Source organism: Pseudoalteromonas sp. SG44-8, assembly GCF_014164125.1.
Taxonomy (GTDB): Bacteria; Pseudomonadota; Gammaproteobacteria; order Enterobacterales; family Alteromonadaceae; genus Pseudoalteromonas; species Pseudoalteromonas rhizosphaerae.
This window is the reverse complement of sequence record NZ_JACJEQ010000035.1, coordinates 1-16,160: the sequence shown is the minus strand read 5'-3', so window position 1 is coordinate 16,160 and position 16,160 is coordinate 1. Positions and strand designations below refer to the sequence as shown.

Sequence of the window (16,160 nt, the reverse complement as noted above, 5' to 3'; positions counted from 1 at the left end):
AGTGATTTACGAAAAAACGTGGTTTGTATAAAGTCCTTACTAAATTAGGGGAAGCAAGGACTATCGCCTTAGTTGCTTGCAACAATCATAATTACATACGCATGTTTATAACTGTTCTGCAGTACCCTCATTTGGATGTGTTGTAAATAAATTCACTTGTGCACTTGGTTGGCTGACGCTGTTTTTTTGTAAGGCAATATAGAGATCTGAATGCACGTAGATGCCGTCTTTACCGGATGTCATACCAGCAATTTCAAACCATGATAGTAATTGCCGCTTTCTGCCAGCAAGTTCTAATCGAATACCACGTTTTTTAAATATCACGTCTAAATCGGCGAGCATGGCCATGACACTTAAATCTAAATGGGTGAAGCAGGGGACTGCGTCGATAATAACGCATTGCGTGTCGTCTTTTTGCCGCGCATATTGTTCTAGCAAACGCCGTTTAAAGTAACCGGCATTAAAGTAAGTTAAAGGAGAATTAAAACGATAAATAAAGACTCCTTGTACTGACTTTGCTTTATCTGTGGCATCAAGGCTCCTAACAACGCCCTTAATATCAACACCTAATATATTGTCGGTAGGGCGCATTACGGTGCGAATAAACTGGAATAACCCCAATAGTACAGCGAGAGTGATGCCTGGTATTACGCCAATAAATAACACTGCGAATAAGGTGGCTAGCGCAAGGTAAAATGCTTGTTTGTCTTTACGCTTTAATTGCCAAACGGCTTTTAAGTCTAATAAATGGATTGAAGCAATAATAAGCACAACACCTAATGCTGCACTGGGAATAAATTCTAGGGGAGCGGTTAAAAATAGGGCGATAACAGCAATAATTCCCGCTGCGATAATCGACACTAATTGCGTTTTACCACCGGAATCATCGTTAACAGCTGTTCGAGAGTCTGCACCACTGACAGCAAAACCTTGCGATAAAGCAGAGCCAATGTTAGCAATACCTAACGCTCTAAACTCTTTGTCTGCATCTATGTCGTAGCCATTTTTAGCGGCAAAACTGCGGGCTGTAAGCATCATACTGACAAAGCTGACAATTGCTAAGTTAAGTGCTGGCACGACAAGTTCACGAATAATACCAATATCATAAATAGGGGTGTTAAACACTGGAAGGCCACCGGTTACAGTGCCAATTGTGTTGATATCAAACTGTTTTAAATTAAAAACCCACACTAATAGGGCACCAAATGCGATAGCAAACATCGATGCTGGCCAAGTCGGTTTTAGTCGCTTCATGGCAAAAAAAACACCGAGGGTAAACAGGGCCATTAATAGAGTAGGGATGTGGGTTTGTGATAAATAAGTAGGCACACCTCCTAATCGTTCAAGTAAATATCTGTCATCGAAGGTAAAACCGAATACTTTAGAAAATTGGCTGACAATAATCGTAATTGCAACACCGTTTAATAAGCCCATTAAAATAGGCTTGGATAAGAAGTCTGCTAATACCCCTAATTTAAATCGGCTAGCAATAAAGCACCAAAAGCCAGTCATCGCGGTCATAGTTACAACGAGTTGCCAGTGTTTAACACTGTCCCCAGCTGCAAGTGGTGTCACCACTGCAGCAATAACCGCACATGTTGCTGCATCGGGTCCGACAATCAATTGTTTGGAAGTACCAAACAGGGCATATAAAATCATGGGTAATATGCATGAATATAGCCCGACAGCGGCGTTAACCCCAGTAAGTTGTGCATACGCGATAGCAACAGGTAGAGCAACGGCGGCAACGGATAACGCAGCCCTCACATCATCAGCAAACCACTTTCGTTCATAATGAAGTAAAGTGTTTAAACCCGGCATAAAATCATACAAACGCGACAGCACTAAAGTTTCCTTATTTAATCGTAAGCACACTTGGATAGTAAATTTAATATATTAACAAGTATAGCTCAGGGGTGAGGATTTTTTTAATAAATAGCAGATACTTAGGCTTAGGACTGCTTTTGATTGAGTGTTAAGTCTGATGAAAAAGTTTAAGGTTGAGCGATATTAGCTGGTTGGTGTTATCACATTGCTAATATCATACTAGATGGTGAATAAGATAAAACCAGCGCAATGGCTTTATCTTAGAGTGTGTAAATGCCTATTGGAAACTTTTAACGTGCAGAGTATTGGTGAGCCTTTAATACTTCAAGAGAGACTACTTGTAACGATTTTTCATGGGTGGCCTCAAGTATAACCGGCGGAGCTACGTTTTCAGCAACCGCATGGTGCCAGCGCACGGCACATAAACACCATTTATCACCAGCCTTTAGGCCTGCAAAATCGTACATTGGATTAGGCGTTATCAAGTCATTGCCTTGTGCTTTTGAAAACTGTAAGAATTCTTCAGTCATGATGGCACATACACTGTGGTTACCAAAATCAGATGCAGGGACATAGCAAAACCCTTCTCGAGTGTAGCCTGTATTCCCGCAGCACAAATGCAAGCGCGTACCTAATACATTTAATTGATTGCTCATAAAACTACCTTGTTATAATTTGTATTGTTTTACATTCAGTCTGCTTTCAGACTATGTGAAAACGTGGTGGATGAAAAGCTTAATATTGATAGATAGCATGGAGATCACAAATAACATAGCCATTAAAAATATTAAACGTCAGTTCATCAAACTAATGGCGAGGCCAAAATCAGTTCAATATTCATTTATAGTTGCGTGTTGTGTAATTATTGTGCAATTGTGTTTTTGTTGGCTTGCAATTTTTACGTTTACTGTACTAGTAAAAATTTATTATGGTAACTTGCAGCTACTATACGTTTGTCTTATATCCAGAATCTATATATATGTGAATATGGTATTTGAATAGCTTCTGATTTCAAATAAACACTTAATTGTAATTGGCAGTATAATTACAGTTTTTATAAGCTCTCGATGTATCAATACCATGGAGCTTTACATTGTTACACGTGAGGAAAAATGAGTAATCTAAGTCTGAAAAACAAGCTGTTGCTATTAGCTATTTTGCCGCTCACGCTGCTTTTAATTAGTTTAATGGCCAGCTCATATTATTTAGAGTATCAAAATCAGCAGCAAAATTTTGTATCGTTTAAAACAAAATTAATTGCTGACAAAGAAAGTTTATTAGCAACTGAGGTTGAGATAGGCCGTCAAATAATTAATTACGAACTAGCCAAGGGGACTAAAGAAGATGCAAAAAATGCATTGCGAGATCTCACTTTTGGCAAAGATGGTTACTTTTTTATCTATGATACAAAAGGCGTTAGTATTTTCCATGCTCTATTGGGTGATGCAATTGAAGGGCAAAATAAAATAGCCATGACCGATCCCAATGGTAAAAAAATAATTGTTGGATTACTTGAGCAAGCAAGACAAGGTGGCGGTGCTTTTTATTATGATTTTCAAAAGCCTAATACAACGGGGTTAGTTGAAAAAATGGGTTATGCAGCGATGGTTCCTGGTACAGATTGGATGCTAGGAACGGGCGCTTATATGGATGATATTGAAGCTGAGCTAACAAAGTACCAAGCAACAATACAAGCTCATATGAATGAAAAAGTAACGACCCTGTTATTAATTGCATTATTTTGGGTGATGTTGACGGTGTTTTTTGCCTTAATTGCGGCAAACAATATGGTAAAGCCTATCCAAAATATGGTGCAAAACTTAGATGATATAGCAAAAGGCGAAGGTGATCTGACTAAGCGCTTAGAAGTGCATAGTAACGATGAAATTGGTCAATTGGGTAATTCATTTAATGTGTTTGTTAGTAAACTACATAGCATTATCACCAATGTGGCAGATGTAACTCGTGATGTAAAAGATTCATCAAATGATATCAATACACAAACACAGTTAATTGAAAATCAGTTAGTAAACCATAATCATGAAACTGAGCTGGTAGCAACGGCGATCACCGAAATGTCAGCAACATCTCAGGAAGTCGCGCAAAATACCACACAAGTGGCGGTATCAACCCAGTCAGCCACGCAAGATGTTGCCAATGCTCAAAAATGTGTAGATGTTTCTTTAGAAGAAGTTTCAAATTTAATGAGTGAGATTAATCAAGCTGCTGAACAGGTTAATTCATTAAGTGAACAATCTAAAAAAATTAACAGTGTATTAAGTGTTATCGGTGGCATTGCTGAGCAAACTAACTTATTGGCCCTTAATGCGGCTATTGAAGCTGCAAGGGCTGGCGAGCAAGGCCGTGGTTTTGCGGTTGTAGCTGATGAAGTGAGAAGTTTAGCCAGTCGTACACAAGAGAGCACGTTAGAGATTAATGAAATGCTTAATGAGTTACATACGCTAGTCACAGCAGCGGTAAAGGCAATGTTGGCAAGCCAGCAAAGCTGCAATCGCTCAGTTGAGTCATCTCGCGCAATTTCTGAAAGTTTAGGGGCGGTAACCAGCTCGGTTACCACAATTAACGATATGAGCACGCAAATAGCTACAGCTGCCACAGAGCAAAGTAGTGTAACTGAGGAAATTAACCGTAACGTTTTTGCGATTCAAGAAATCGTTAATGAGCTAACACGTTCAATTAAAACAACCTCATCAGTTAGTCATCACTTAGCTGGTCGAGGGGAGAGTTTAGGCAATTTAGTAGGTCAGTTTAAGATCTAATATAAACAAAAAGTGGCGATATTATTGTTGATCAGTAATAAATAAAGATCAGGCTTTAAATAGCCCGATCTTTGACTTTAAATATAAATTAGTCAGTTTAAACTGAACACAAAACCGCTAGATTAGCTGCTGAGTTTGCCCGTTGACGACTCTAAGTGTGCACGCACAAACCATTGAAACTGTTCTAAATCGGCAAGTTGGCTAATTAGCATATCCTCAGATACCGGATCGAGCTCTGATAGCTTGCCAATCGCACTTCGGTGATCGCCATTAATCCCATTATATACTTTATCAAGCGCAACTAAGTGATCTTTTACCAAGCCCTTACCAATTGAGTAATCTTGCCATGAACGACGATCAACTATCGATTTTGGAGTACCAACTGGAACTCCGCCCAACGTAGCGATTCGCTCGGCGATGGTGTCGGTCATTGCTCTGATCACTTCAACCTGAGGGTCGAGCATTTCATGCACGCCAATAAAATTTGGGCCAACTACATTCCAATGAATATGTTTTAGAGTCAATTGTAAATCGATCAGTGCGACCATGCGGTTATCAAGTGTAGCAATGGTATTTTTTGCAGATTCTTCATTCATACCTGGGGCAGTAAATTCAGCGATTTTGTTTGTTTCGTTATTGTTACTCATTATTCCTCCTGATTTATAAGGAATGTTCACAGCGTCTAATAAAGTCTATGAACATGCGTTAGTTTATATAAAGCAATGGTTGTGCCGATAAAAATTATTTTTTAAGTTGCTGATATTTAATGTTTTGTATTTTTTTCAAAGGAGGGGGATGAAAGCTTTCTTTGATATGCCATGAAAAATATGCACTTTTTTGTAAAATCTGCAAAACAAAAGGTGCTGTTACGTGTTAGCGAATTGCTTACTATTAATAATAACTGAGATGCAGGAGTGTATTGTCATTGTTGATTAATCATCACTTACATATACTCAACTCATCTTGTTATTAAAGGAGAAGTGCATGTTGAGATTTTTTTCTATCGAGCAGGGGGTGATCAAAGAGTTAGAGCCTTCATCCGATACCTCTCTTGAAGTATCAATCAGAAATGCACACTGGATTGACACAATCAACCCAACGGAAGATGAGCGAAATACGCTCGCAAAAACGCTCAATATAACTTTTCCTGAGTCAGGGGATGTGCAAGAGATTGAAGCTTCATCGCGATGTTTTATCGACAATGAAGGCTTGCATGTGCATGCATTGTTTATGTCGCCCAATGAAGGACGTTTTAATACGGTAACAGTTGCCTGTTTACTACAGGATAACTGTTTGCTGACCATTCGCGATGACGAGCTGGCTGACTTTCGATTGTTACGCTTAAGAGCACGTAAAGGTCAAGTAATGTGTGATACGCCAAAACAGTTATTGGTTACATTATTCGATCAAAAAGTCGAAAACCATGCTGATATGCTCGAGGATATGCATCATCAGTTAGAGAAGCTCAGTGCATATGTACTAGAAGAAGATGACTCTGATCTAGAAGAAGCGGTTAGTCGTATCGCGCGTTTAGAGGATGCGAATGGGAAAGTGCGTTTGTGTTTAATGGATACGCGGCGCAATATTTCGTTTTTAATACGTCGTTTAGGTGTACAAAATGAGGATCGCGAATCACTACGAGAAATTGTACTTGATATAGATACGCTAATGTCTCACTGTACCTTTTTGTTTGATAAGGTGAACTTTTTGATGGATTCAACACAAGGTTTTATTAACATTGAACAAAATCAAATTATCAAAACCTTCTCTATTGCTTCGGTGGTTTTTTTACCACCTACCGTAGTAGCCAGTGTATATGGGATGAACTTTAATATAATGCCTGAGCTGCAATGGGAATGGGGTTACCCATTTGCAATTGGCATTATGTTGCTATCGGGCTTTGCCCCTTATTTATTTTTTAAACACAAAGGCTGGCTGTAGTGTGTGCCAATGACTACTTGGCATACACTATTATACGAGTTTATATTCATTTTATACGGATAGCGGTCTTATTATCACCTTGCATTAAGATAATAAAGCGGCCGCTAGGCGCACAAAGTCGGACGAGGTAAGTATACCCACGAGTTTATTTTTTTCAGTGATCACAGGCATGCAACCATGGCGGTTATCAACAAAAAACCGAGCAACATCTTGCAGTGGTTGGGTTGCTAGTACAGTGGCAAAATCGGTTGCCATAATAGTGTGTATTTTCGTTTGTTTTTCCTTTCGTTCAAGTGCGCTAGGACTGTAATTAGCCATAATATTCATCACTTGGGCAATCATGATTTTTTGTGTCAACATACCCACTAGTTCGCCATTGTTATCAATTACCGGAATATGGCGGATATTTTTTTCCTTCATTAGATTATGTGCGTCGTGTAGGGTGTTTTCTGCACTTACGGCAAATGGATCTGATGTCATTAAATCTGCAACTGTTTGGCTCATTTTGGCTCCCGTGAAATCACTAACTAGAACTTTGGTTAAAAGGTTTACTAAAATAGCTACTGGAGATAGATGGATTATCCAGAGCTCATATTATTAATCATTCTAGCCTTATTTTTTCTTATTGCACTTTATCAAGATTAAGGCTTTGGTTTTTTGTATAGGAATAGTTTTTAGCTTGGTCATCAGCTGGTTTAGATTTATAGCCACTGGAGATATATTTACTCTCCGAAGCTCAGATTATTTATCTTTATGCGAAAAATTATCCCTTAGTGTACCAACCCAGTTTGAAAATTTATGTATCGCCGAGTTGCCTTTGCCCAGTAGCTCATGCATTTCTGCTTCAAAATGGGTTTGTTCTTTACTACTTGGCTCTGGTAATGGCGGTAAAATATGAGCAAAGTAGGTTTTATCAAGCAGGCGGTGTAATAACCGCTCGCCAATAAAGGGCTTGCCGCTGTTGAGCGCTCTAGCTCCTTTAATTAGGTTACGAATATCATATTGGGTTGGGCTAATGTCGGGCACTTGTTTAGGGATATTAAGTAACTTATATACCCCAATACGTGCTGTACGAATAGAGGCTTCCATCGTGAATATAATATCGTTGTGGGTTTCAACAAATTGACCAATCAAACCTAAGTTTGTACAACCTTCAGGAACTGAGGTGGGTCTGTCACCAGCTGCACGAGTCATAAATTGAGCTGTGATATAAGGCATTAGCGCTGTACGTATCTTGGTATTGGCAATGATTTCATCAAGCTGCTGTTCAATGCCCAAATGGTAGCAAAGCTCCGTAATTATTTCTTCACCGCTACATTGTGGCATTGTTTTAACGATACGATTACCTTGTTTGTCCATTAATAAACCATAGACCCAAAGTACTAACGTATCATCGGGTTGATCTGGAAAATGAGGTTGGCGGTTACACGTTACACTCAATAGCCAGTTAGAGTCTGTAAAAGTAATAATGCCGCCAGTTACCGTGCGACCAGAGTAAGGATCGTTTACTGATAATGTCTTTAGCTTATCTATAAGTGGGGATGGCTTGCAAGTCAGTGTGGCTGACTCCCACATAGACTTATCAATATCGCCATAAAATTTTTCGGGTTTACCAAAAACAGCTGATTTCTTCGCGAGGTTTTTCCATAAATTCCACCCGCTATTTTCGCCGGGATCATGTTTTTCACAGTTCAGTTCGGGTACATTTTGCATGTCGCCATAAGCTGTATGCTCTGTCATTGAACCCGTTAGTGCATAAACTAAATCGTCTGAAGCAACGTTAATATGCTGTGCTTCACCTTTTACAGTGGCATGGATCCCCGTTACGGTTTTTTTATTACCAGTAAATGTTATATCCAGATCGTTTACACGGCTTGCAAATTGAAAATTTACGCCTTTGTCTCGTAATAAATTAGCAAGCGGTTTAATAAAGGTATCGTATTGATTATATTTAGGAAAAAGTAAAACAGACATGTCGGCAAAGCCATCAATAGAATCAAGAAAGCGATGCAAATACAGTTTAGTTTCTAACAAGCTATGACAATTTTTAAAGGCAAACATAGTACGAAATAAAAACCAAAAATTGCTTTGTAAAAAACCTTTGCTGAAATAGTCTTCAATGCTGAGATCGTCAAGCTCTTCTTTGCGCTTGAGCATTAAACGGATCAGCTCCCATTGCTGGGCTTTATTCAGGCCAAAGTCACTTGCATCGAGTATCTCACCGCATTTATTTATTAAACGGGCTTGTGAGTAATTAGCGTCGTTATCATTAATTAAACGGTACTCATCAAGCACAGAATAGCCTTCGGGCAGTTCAACAGCGGGAACGTCTTGAAACAGATCCCACAAGGTGTCGTAATTCCAGTTCATTTCACGGCCACCACGAATAATATAGCCGTCTTCAGGGTTACCCGCGCCATCCATTGAACCGCCTTCAATATCCATTTCTTCCAAAATGGTAATATTTTCAGCGCTCATATGGCCATCACGAATAAGATAAAATGCCGCTGCTAGGCCACCAATACCTCCACCAATGATCCAAGCATTACGTTTTTCTATACCGGGTGTAGGCAGCGTTTTATGACGTGCATAAGGAGCAATAAAATCATGAGGGGGCAAGGTATTAAGTGGTTTATTGCTCCAAAAATCAGCCGTTGCGTCAGCTTCATGTTGGAAATTACTTGCTGCGGTTGCAGAAATATTAAACTTCGCTATTGCTTTATTCGTCATTAGCCATCCCTTTTCATGAATATAGATAAGTGTCAGTACTGTTTGCAAGTCTCTCCATAATTGCACGAGGCAAGCATAGTCATGTTGCAGTAGATCAAAGTTTTAGTTCGCGAGGGGTTTATAAGTTAGCTGCTGGAAATTGATTTGTTATCCGAAATTGAGGTTAACAATGGCAACTTAACCAAGTTGCCATTGTTAAGGCGTTTATTTGTTTTATTACTCACAGCATACTAAAAAGTACCGAGGCGACTAACAATACAGCCATAAAAATATTGAATGCTTGTAGGCGCTTGCGATCTTTTAGCCATACTTGTAGCCTTTGTCCGACTAACGTCCATGAGCAGACACAGGGTAAATTAACTATACCGAAAATAAGGCCTACAAGTACCACTGCGCCAATTCCTTTGGATGGGGCATAAACACTTACTGCACTTAATGCCATAGTCCAGGCTTTCGGGTTAACCCATTGAAATAAAGATGCTTGTACAAAAGAAAAAGGTCTAGTATCGCTATTTTTAGAACCGATAGGAGTTTTATTACTGGCAATTTTATAAGCAAGATAAAGCAAATAAGCCATGCAAAGCACTTTTAATAGCTGGTAACTCCATGGAAAAAAGTCAAACAATTGCATGACACCTAAACCAACCAATACGAGCATGATCACAAAGCCAATTGTTACGCCGAGTAAATGTGGCAATGAACGTTTAAAACCAAAGTTAGCGCCTGAGTTCATTAACATCAGGTTGTTAGGACCTGGGGTGATGGAAGATACAAGTGCAAATAATGCTAATGCTGATACCAATTCAATATTCATTTATAGTTGCTCAGTTGATAATGATTGTGCAATTATATTTTGTATGGCTCGCAATTTTTGCGCTTATTAATCTATTATAAATTTACTTTAGCAACTTAATATGAAAAAAGATCGAATTAACGACAGGATATTGCAAGAATTAAAGCGCAGTGGTCGAATTGCCAACGCTGAACTTGCTGATTTGGTTGGTTTATCCCCATCAGCATGCTTGCGCCGTGTACAAGAGTTAGAAAAAGCAGGTGTGATCAAAGGCTACCGAGCAGTTATTAATAATCAAGCGTTTGGACTTGGTTTTGTCGCGTATGTGGGGGTGGGTTTAAATGAGCACTCTACGAAATCACAACGAGCTTTTGAACAAGCACTTGAGTTTATTGATGAAGTTAAAGAGTGCCATAATGTCACAGGAGCATTTGAATATTTACTTAGAGTAGAAACCGCTGATATTAAGTCTTATAAAGCATTCCATGCTGATGTTTTAGGATCAATCCCACAGGTACGAACGATCACTTCGCATGTAGTGATGGACTCACCAAAAGATGAGCGGGCGTAAATGCTAGCGCCAACGGTGCGATGCCACTTTTAATTTTATGCTGAGTCCTTGCTTGGTGGTTTATGTCACTTTATTTACCCAACAAGTAGCAGTAAACAGGCTACTTGTTGGGTTTGATATGCGCTCAAAATTGAGGTTAAAGCACGTTTAATTAAAAGTAACTATCATCGCTGATACGCAGTGCCATACAATCGCTGTGGCCGTTTATAATCATGCTTTTATCAACGCGTACGCCAGCACCAGCGTATTTACCTGCTGCGGTAAAACTACATATTTGCACAAAGTAATCAGCTACTTTAGGAAGGGCAAATAACTGCTGGTATATTTGCTCTTGAGAGGCAAAATGACCCGTTGTTTTTTCTATTACGTGTTGTTGTTCATCAACGAGTTGAATATTTGCACCGCATCGACCAACAATCGGTTTAACGACATAGCCTGTTTGCAATAGTTCATCATTTAAATCAAATGCAGTATTGAGTAAAAACGGATGATTTGGAAATAAACTCCACAGTACTGGCAAAATTGCTTTATTACTGGGTATTAATGTCCACAGCGGCTCAAAAACCATCACATTTTTACGAAGTAATACATCGACCAAACGTGGGGTTTTACCAGATTGCCAGTGCGGCTCAAAATCATCGCTTTGGGATTGATCAGCCTCACACTCTAGTCTTATTTGATCAAGAGCGGTTTCCCATGACCATGTTTTCCAAACGTAACTGAGTTTTTCGCCATCAGCGTCAACAATATTACCCGCTGCGTCCCAGTGTAAATCAGTCAAACCAATGATTACTTTGCACTCAAAACCAGCGGCTTCAATAGCTTCTTTCATAAACAATGCATGGTAATGTTCTTCTGGCTCATCATCTTGCAATATATGGACAAGGCCGTTTACTTCACTTTTTCGCCATGCCCTTACTAAATCTTTAAATAAATCATGGCCGGCATCAATACCCGTTTTAACACCAAAGTGTTTGGCCCATTTACCTTGTACTTTGCCACTTTCCATATAGCACGATGCTGAATCGCAGTTGTATTCATAGACTTTCAAGCCTGCGGGAGTTAATGCAAAATCAAATCGACTGGTGATCAGTTGATTTAAGCGATTATCCCATGATTGGCGAATCTTATTGAGCACCGCATCGGGTAAATTAAACTTTTTTAATAGCTCAGGATGCTGCAGTACATAGTCTGTTGCATGCATAAACAAGCCATGTAATTCATTGGTAGCATGTTCAATAGTTTGTTGAGCGGTTTTTGAAATTGTAAAATAATGATGTTGATCAGCATTAACTGAAGTCAATTTATGCCCTTGCATCATTTCTACGTAGGCTGCTTCATCGTCATTGGCAATGTTAAGCCATGACTTAGTGGCTTGCCCATAATCAGTTGCATATTGGGCTTTTATGGCAAACAGATCAGTGTTTATTTCAGGCGTAGGTTCACTAAATTCGCTGTACTCAGTTTGTGTCATCCAGCCTAAAATAGTGGCGTCACTGTAAGAGCACTCAATCCAGTAGTCACCTTCTTTTGTGACTTTCGCTTTGAGTTCGCGACACCACTGTTGATCTTGCGGCCATAGCTGATGGGCCACGTTTTGTTCAGCAAGACGAATTTTATCCTGATGTACTTCAACCACCACCGCAACATGGCCAGTTTCTTCAAATTCACCGCCTTCTTCCCAAATGAGTAAACTTCCTACCACTGGGTGGTGTTTTGCACCATTACGAAATGCTTGTAAAGGCAACCTGGTTTGATTGTTTATGTCACGCACTGAGCGTAGCTCAAAAATATCGTAAGCCATTGCAACATCATCAAAAATATAGCCATGATTGAGATACATCCAGCGTCGCGCAAATTCAACACATTGCCATTTATAGCCCATGTAAATACCATCGAGGTAACTACGATAGGCGCTACGGTTAGGATAAATTGTTTCGTCAGCTGTATCGTAATCAGACGAATAAACAGCAACATTACCAGGCGCATAACCTAATAATTCACCAAACTGACTGACAGGAACGCGGGATTTAATAGACAAAGTAATTCAAAATTAAGGAGTGATAATTTGCAGACTATAGGAGTGAATAAGGCCGATAGCAAGATAATAAATATAATCTTTCAGGCATTTTATATGTTGCTGCTAGATGCATAGACCAACCGTTATTGCGTATTACAAAGAGCTCATTAATCACTTAATTATCATTTAGTTGATTTACGTCTTTATTGTCCCCATATTAACTAAAAACAGTCATTAAAGGGAAGTTATGCGTCATTATCCATTATATAAAATTGATGAAAAATGTTTACGTCGCTTAGGTCAGGGAGTTTTAAAAACTTATAATTTAAATAAAATTATAGGTTTAGATACTGAAAAAGCAATCGCTAAAGAGTGTGAAGACTTACTTGCGCTGAATGAAGATTGTAATGCAGAGCATTTTGCCGAGCTTCGTCAAAGGCGGGCAATTAGTGACAGCGTGCCAGATGATGATCTATACGCGCAAGTTGTAGAAGCTGATGATGGTAGCTTATTTATAGTCAGTGTTTGTCGTAATGATGATGACGAGACTATGTTTGAAGTGTTTAGTGAGCATCCGTTATCAGAACCATTACTTGCACAGCTGGTCCGCTATATTAGTAAGGTATTTTGCTGGTGTACGCCTAGATATATTTGTGTATGGCCAGCACCAGGATCAATACCAGCCAAACAACTGCTAAGTTTGGCCGGTAGCCGCGCTGTTGATTCATTGTTAGCAGCACAAGATCCTAAACTGACTGTTGATGAATTACTCTGTGCAGATATTGCATTGCAGCCGTTTGAACTTGATAAAGATTGGCCTTGGTATGAGCGTGACTATACTCAGTTTTTAATGCAGCATCCTGAAATGGCAACAATAGTACCAATTAGCGAAAAAGACGATATCAGCGAAGCTATTGCAGCCGGATTGTGCAGCGCGGCGTTTTATAGAGGCAAGCCACTGGGTATGATAATGGCTGAGTCGAGCGATGAGCTAGGGTTTAACGGTTTACTAATCAGTGATATTTTTATTACTGGGCAATTTAGAGGACAGGGCTTTGCATCCCCAATGCAGCGTTTATATTATCAACAGCATATGCAAGGTTTTGAATTTTTCTTTGGTTACATTCATGCTGATAATAAACCTTCGTATAACAATGCACTTAAACAAGGACGAGAGTTGCTGCGCCAAGAAGTGTACCTTCCTGCGCATTTATTCTTATAGTTGTTTTGCTATTAATTTCAAAAAAATTAATCAACTAGAGTAAAAACTTGGTGTTGTCTTGTGGCAATATAGTGGTAATTAAGCTAGCCTTTTTATGGTTATTAGTTTTATTAAGTATGATATGAAGCCTAAACGTTTGACTCGTTATTTGCCGCTTAATTCATTAGTTATGTGCTTGGCAGCTTTGCCAAGTTTTTCATATAGTAATGAGCAAGATACTAACCTATTTGAGATCCCGCTTGAGAGCCTACTTAACATTGAAGTTATGAGCCCGTCACAAACCGTAAAAAAGATAAGCCAAGCGCCGAATATTATTAGCTCAGTTAACGCCACTCAAATTGCAAGTATGGGCGCGCGAACGCTATCAGATATATTGAAAATGTTGCCTGGCGTACAAATACTATCGCGGCGAAATGGCCGAGACATGGTGTGGATCCGAGGCATTCCATCAGGTCGAAACAGCAAAGTAATGTTAACTATTGATGGCGTACCTCAGCGGGAAGGTTTAATTGGAGGCTGGTCTCCTGATGAACAGATACAAATAAATAATATTGAGCGAATAGAAGTTATCCGCGGACCAGGATCTGCGTTATATGGTGGTGATGCATATTCAGGTTTGATTTCTATTTTTACGAAAGCAAAAGCGCCTGAACGAACTCTCATCTCAGCAGGGGTTGGCAGTTACGATCGTAAATCAGCTACTATCAATACGGGGAAAGAGTTTGCGGGCGGAACATTTGTTTTGTCAGGGCGACTCTTAGATAGCAAAGGCTATCCTCAACAATATGACCGCAACGGTTTTGCATCAACGCATGATAATAATGTTGATGCTAAAAGTCTGGGAGTGTCTTTACGCAATGAGCAGTGGCAATTTGGTATAAATTATGATGATTACACGACAGAGTATCCTCATTATTCGTCAAATCAATATAAATCTCAACGCTATCAAACACTCAGTGCGCACATCCAAAATAAACTTAGCTTTGATAAATTATCGATAGAAAATCAATTGTATACCTACAAGGTGAAGCGCTACTTTGAACGTACGATTACCGATCTGCAGGGCAATATTGATTTTTATTCTGACTCAGACTTGGATTCCACATCAAATGGTGTGCGCAGTCAGTGGAGTTACGCGTTTAATCCAAATCACCATGCTATTGTGGGGCTGACCTTTCAACAACGTCAAGTTGGTGAATATCATGAGACGATAAAAAAACAAAACGCGGTAGAAGTTAATGAGTATGAATCAAGGGTGATTCGAGATGGTGACTTAACACCATCAAGCCATAATCGGGCTATTTACTTTCAACAAGAATCACTATTTTTTGAGCAACGCTTAGGATTGACGGTTGGTGTGCGGGTTGATGACTACCCTGAGTTCAGCTCAGAAACTTCTCCGCGGATTGCTGTGACTTATCAAGGTAATGAACAGTGGTCTGGTAAATTGATATGGGGAACGGCTTTTCGAGCGCCTACTTTTTTACAGCAATATGAAGTGCGCAGTGACAATAATATATCAGGAAATCCAAATCTAAATCCTGAACAAATAGAGACATTTGAAGGTGAGTGGGTTTATCATTTTTCAGCTAATAATAATATTACTCTGCGCGGGTTTAGCAGTTATTTGAGTGAGTTTATTCAGTCTGTAAATGGTAAGCCTTACGAAAATAGCAGTGAGCAATTACACGTTCCTGGATATGAAGTTGAGTGGAATAATCAATATTATGCAGATTGGTCTCACTTTAACCGCATTAGTACTTCATTTAATTATACCCGAGTTAATTCAGAGCAAGCGTCATTGGCAAAAGATACATTAAATTGGCTGCTGTTTATGGAGGATGAGCAATTTTCATTTTATGCGGGAATTAATTACCTTAGTCGGCGTAACCAAAGCCTAAGCTATCATACCAGTGTAAAAGTGCCAGAAATTGCACAACGAGATAATAAAGGTAGCTACTGGACTTTGGATGCTCACTTGAGTTATCGCCCTAGTAAGCAAAGTGCGTGGCAATGGACTATTGGTGTAAAAAATATGTTTGATAAACAGCATTATAACCCTACCTATGCGCCAGATAGCTACTATGACGTAAGGAAAGAGCCACAAAGTTATGAAATGAGTGTGGCATTGTCATTTTAATAGGATGACCTGCTAGGTTATTTAAAACAGTTAATGCAAAGCGGGTTATCAAGGTGCTTTTTAAATTCAATGTTTGCTGATAGCCATGTTGAAGGCTAATTTGCTTGTATGGTCCTGGGCAACACTTGTCCTGCGC

12 protein-coding genes are annotated in these 16,160 nt (G+C 39.4%); 5 read left to right on the top strand and 7 right to left on the bottom strand.

The window, feature by feature from the left end; translation table 11 throughout:
* Positions 1-105: 105 nt before the first annotated feature.
* Complete coding sequence (locus H5163_RS18675; RefSeq protein ID WP_182735720.1) at positions 106-1,845, bottom strand: SulP family inorganic anion transporter; 1,740 nt, start codon at positions 1,843-1,845, stop codon at positions 106-108.
* A gap of 272 nt (positions 1,846-2,117) precedes the next feature.
* Entirely contained in the window at positions 2,118-2,483 is a 366-nt protein-coding gene (locus tag H5163_RS18670) for a DUF2237 family protein (protein ID WP_145241802.1), read from the bottom strand.
* Between the two features lie 456 nt (positions 2,484-2,939).
* Between H5163_RS18670 and H5163_RS18665 the strand changes: the two genes are divergently transcribed.
* The gene (locus H5163_RS18665; RefSeq protein ID WP_182731128.1) at positions 2,940-4,607 is read left to right on the top strand and encodes a methyl-accepting chemotaxis protein; all 1,668 of its coding nucleotides are present in this window, start codon (positions 2,940-2,942) and stop codon (positions 4,605-4,607) included.
* A 122-nt stretch (positions 4,608-4,729) separates the two neighbouring features.
* Here H5163_RS18665 and dps read toward each other — a convergent pair whose 3' ends face one another.
* Positions 4,730-5,254, bottom strand: coding sequence for a DNA starvation/stationary phase protection protein Dps (dps, locus tag H5163_RS18660; RefSeq protein WP_145241798.1), 525 nt, complete (start codon positions 5,252-5,254; stop codon positions 4,730-4,732).
* Between the two features lie 337 nt (positions 5,255-5,591).
* Between dps and corA the strand changes: the two genes are divergently transcribed.
* Positions 5,592-6,548 carry a magnesium/cobalt transporter CorA gene (gene corA / locus H5163_RS18655; protein WP_145241796.1) on the top strand — a complete coding sequence of 319 codons (957 nt, stop codon included), beginning with the start codon at positions 5,592-5,594 and terminating at the stop codon, positions 6,546-6,548.
* Between the two features lie 84 nt (positions 6,549-6,632).
* On the opposite strand, the gene H5163_RS18650 is transcribed toward corA, so the two are convergent.
* From H5163_RS18650 to H5163_RS18640, 3 genes are all read right to left on the bottom strand, one after another.
* On the bottom strand, positions 6,633-7,052 hold the full coding sequence (locus H5163_RS18650) for an HPP family protein (RefSeq protein WP_145240773.1): 420 nt from the start codon (positions 7,050-7,052) through the stop codon (positions 6,633-6,635).
* Positions 7,053-7,289: 237 nt separating this feature from the next.
* Complete coding sequence (locus H5163_RS18645) at positions 7,290-9,278, bottom strand: oleate hydratase (protein WP_182735719.1); 1,989 nt, start codon at positions 9,276-9,278, stop codon at positions 7,290-7,292.
* Positions 9,279-9,498: 220 nt separating this feature from the next.
* The gene (locus H5163_RS18640) at positions 9,499-10,092 is read right to left on the bottom strand and encodes a LysE family translocator (protein WP_182735718.1); all 594 of its coding nucleotides are present in this window, start codon (positions 10,090-10,092) and stop codon (positions 9,499-9,501) included.
* A gap of 100 nt (positions 10,093-10,192) precedes the next feature.
* Between H5163_RS18640 and H5163_RS18635 the strand changes: the two genes are divergently transcribed.
* Positions 10,193-10,642 (top strand): Lrp/AsnC family transcriptional regulator, encoded by a 450-nt coding sequence (locus H5163_RS18635; RefSeq protein WP_149981764.1) that lies wholly within the window; start codon positions 10,193-10,195, stop codon positions 10,640-10,642.
* A 151-nt stretch (positions 10,643-10,793) separates the two neighbouring features.
* On the opposite strand, the gene gss is transcribed toward H5163_RS18635, so the two are convergent.
* Positions 10,794-12,677 (bottom strand): bifunctional glutathionylspermidine amidase/synthase, encoded by a 1,884-nt coding sequence (gss, locus tag H5163_RS18630; protein WP_145240941.1) that lies wholly within the window; start codon positions 12,675-12,677, stop codon positions 10,794-10,796.
* A gap of 232 nt (positions 12,678-12,909) precedes the next feature.
* On the opposite strand from gss, the gene H5163_RS18625 reads away from it, so the two are divergent.
* Both H5163_RS18625 and H5163_RS18620 read left to right on the top strand, forming a co-directional pair.
* Entirely contained in the window at positions 12,910-13,884 is a 975-nt protein-coding gene (locus H5163_RS18625; protein ID WP_182735717.1) for a hypothetical protein, read from the top strand.
* Positions 13,885-14,005: 121 nt separating this feature from the next.
* On the top strand, positions 14,006-16,024 hold the full coding sequence (locus H5163_RS18620) for a TonB-dependent siderophore receptor (RefSeq protein WP_182735716.1): 2,019 nt from the start codon (positions 14,006-14,008) through the stop codon (positions 16,022-16,024).
* The last annotated feature ends 136 nt before the right edge of the window (positions 16,025-16,160 follow it).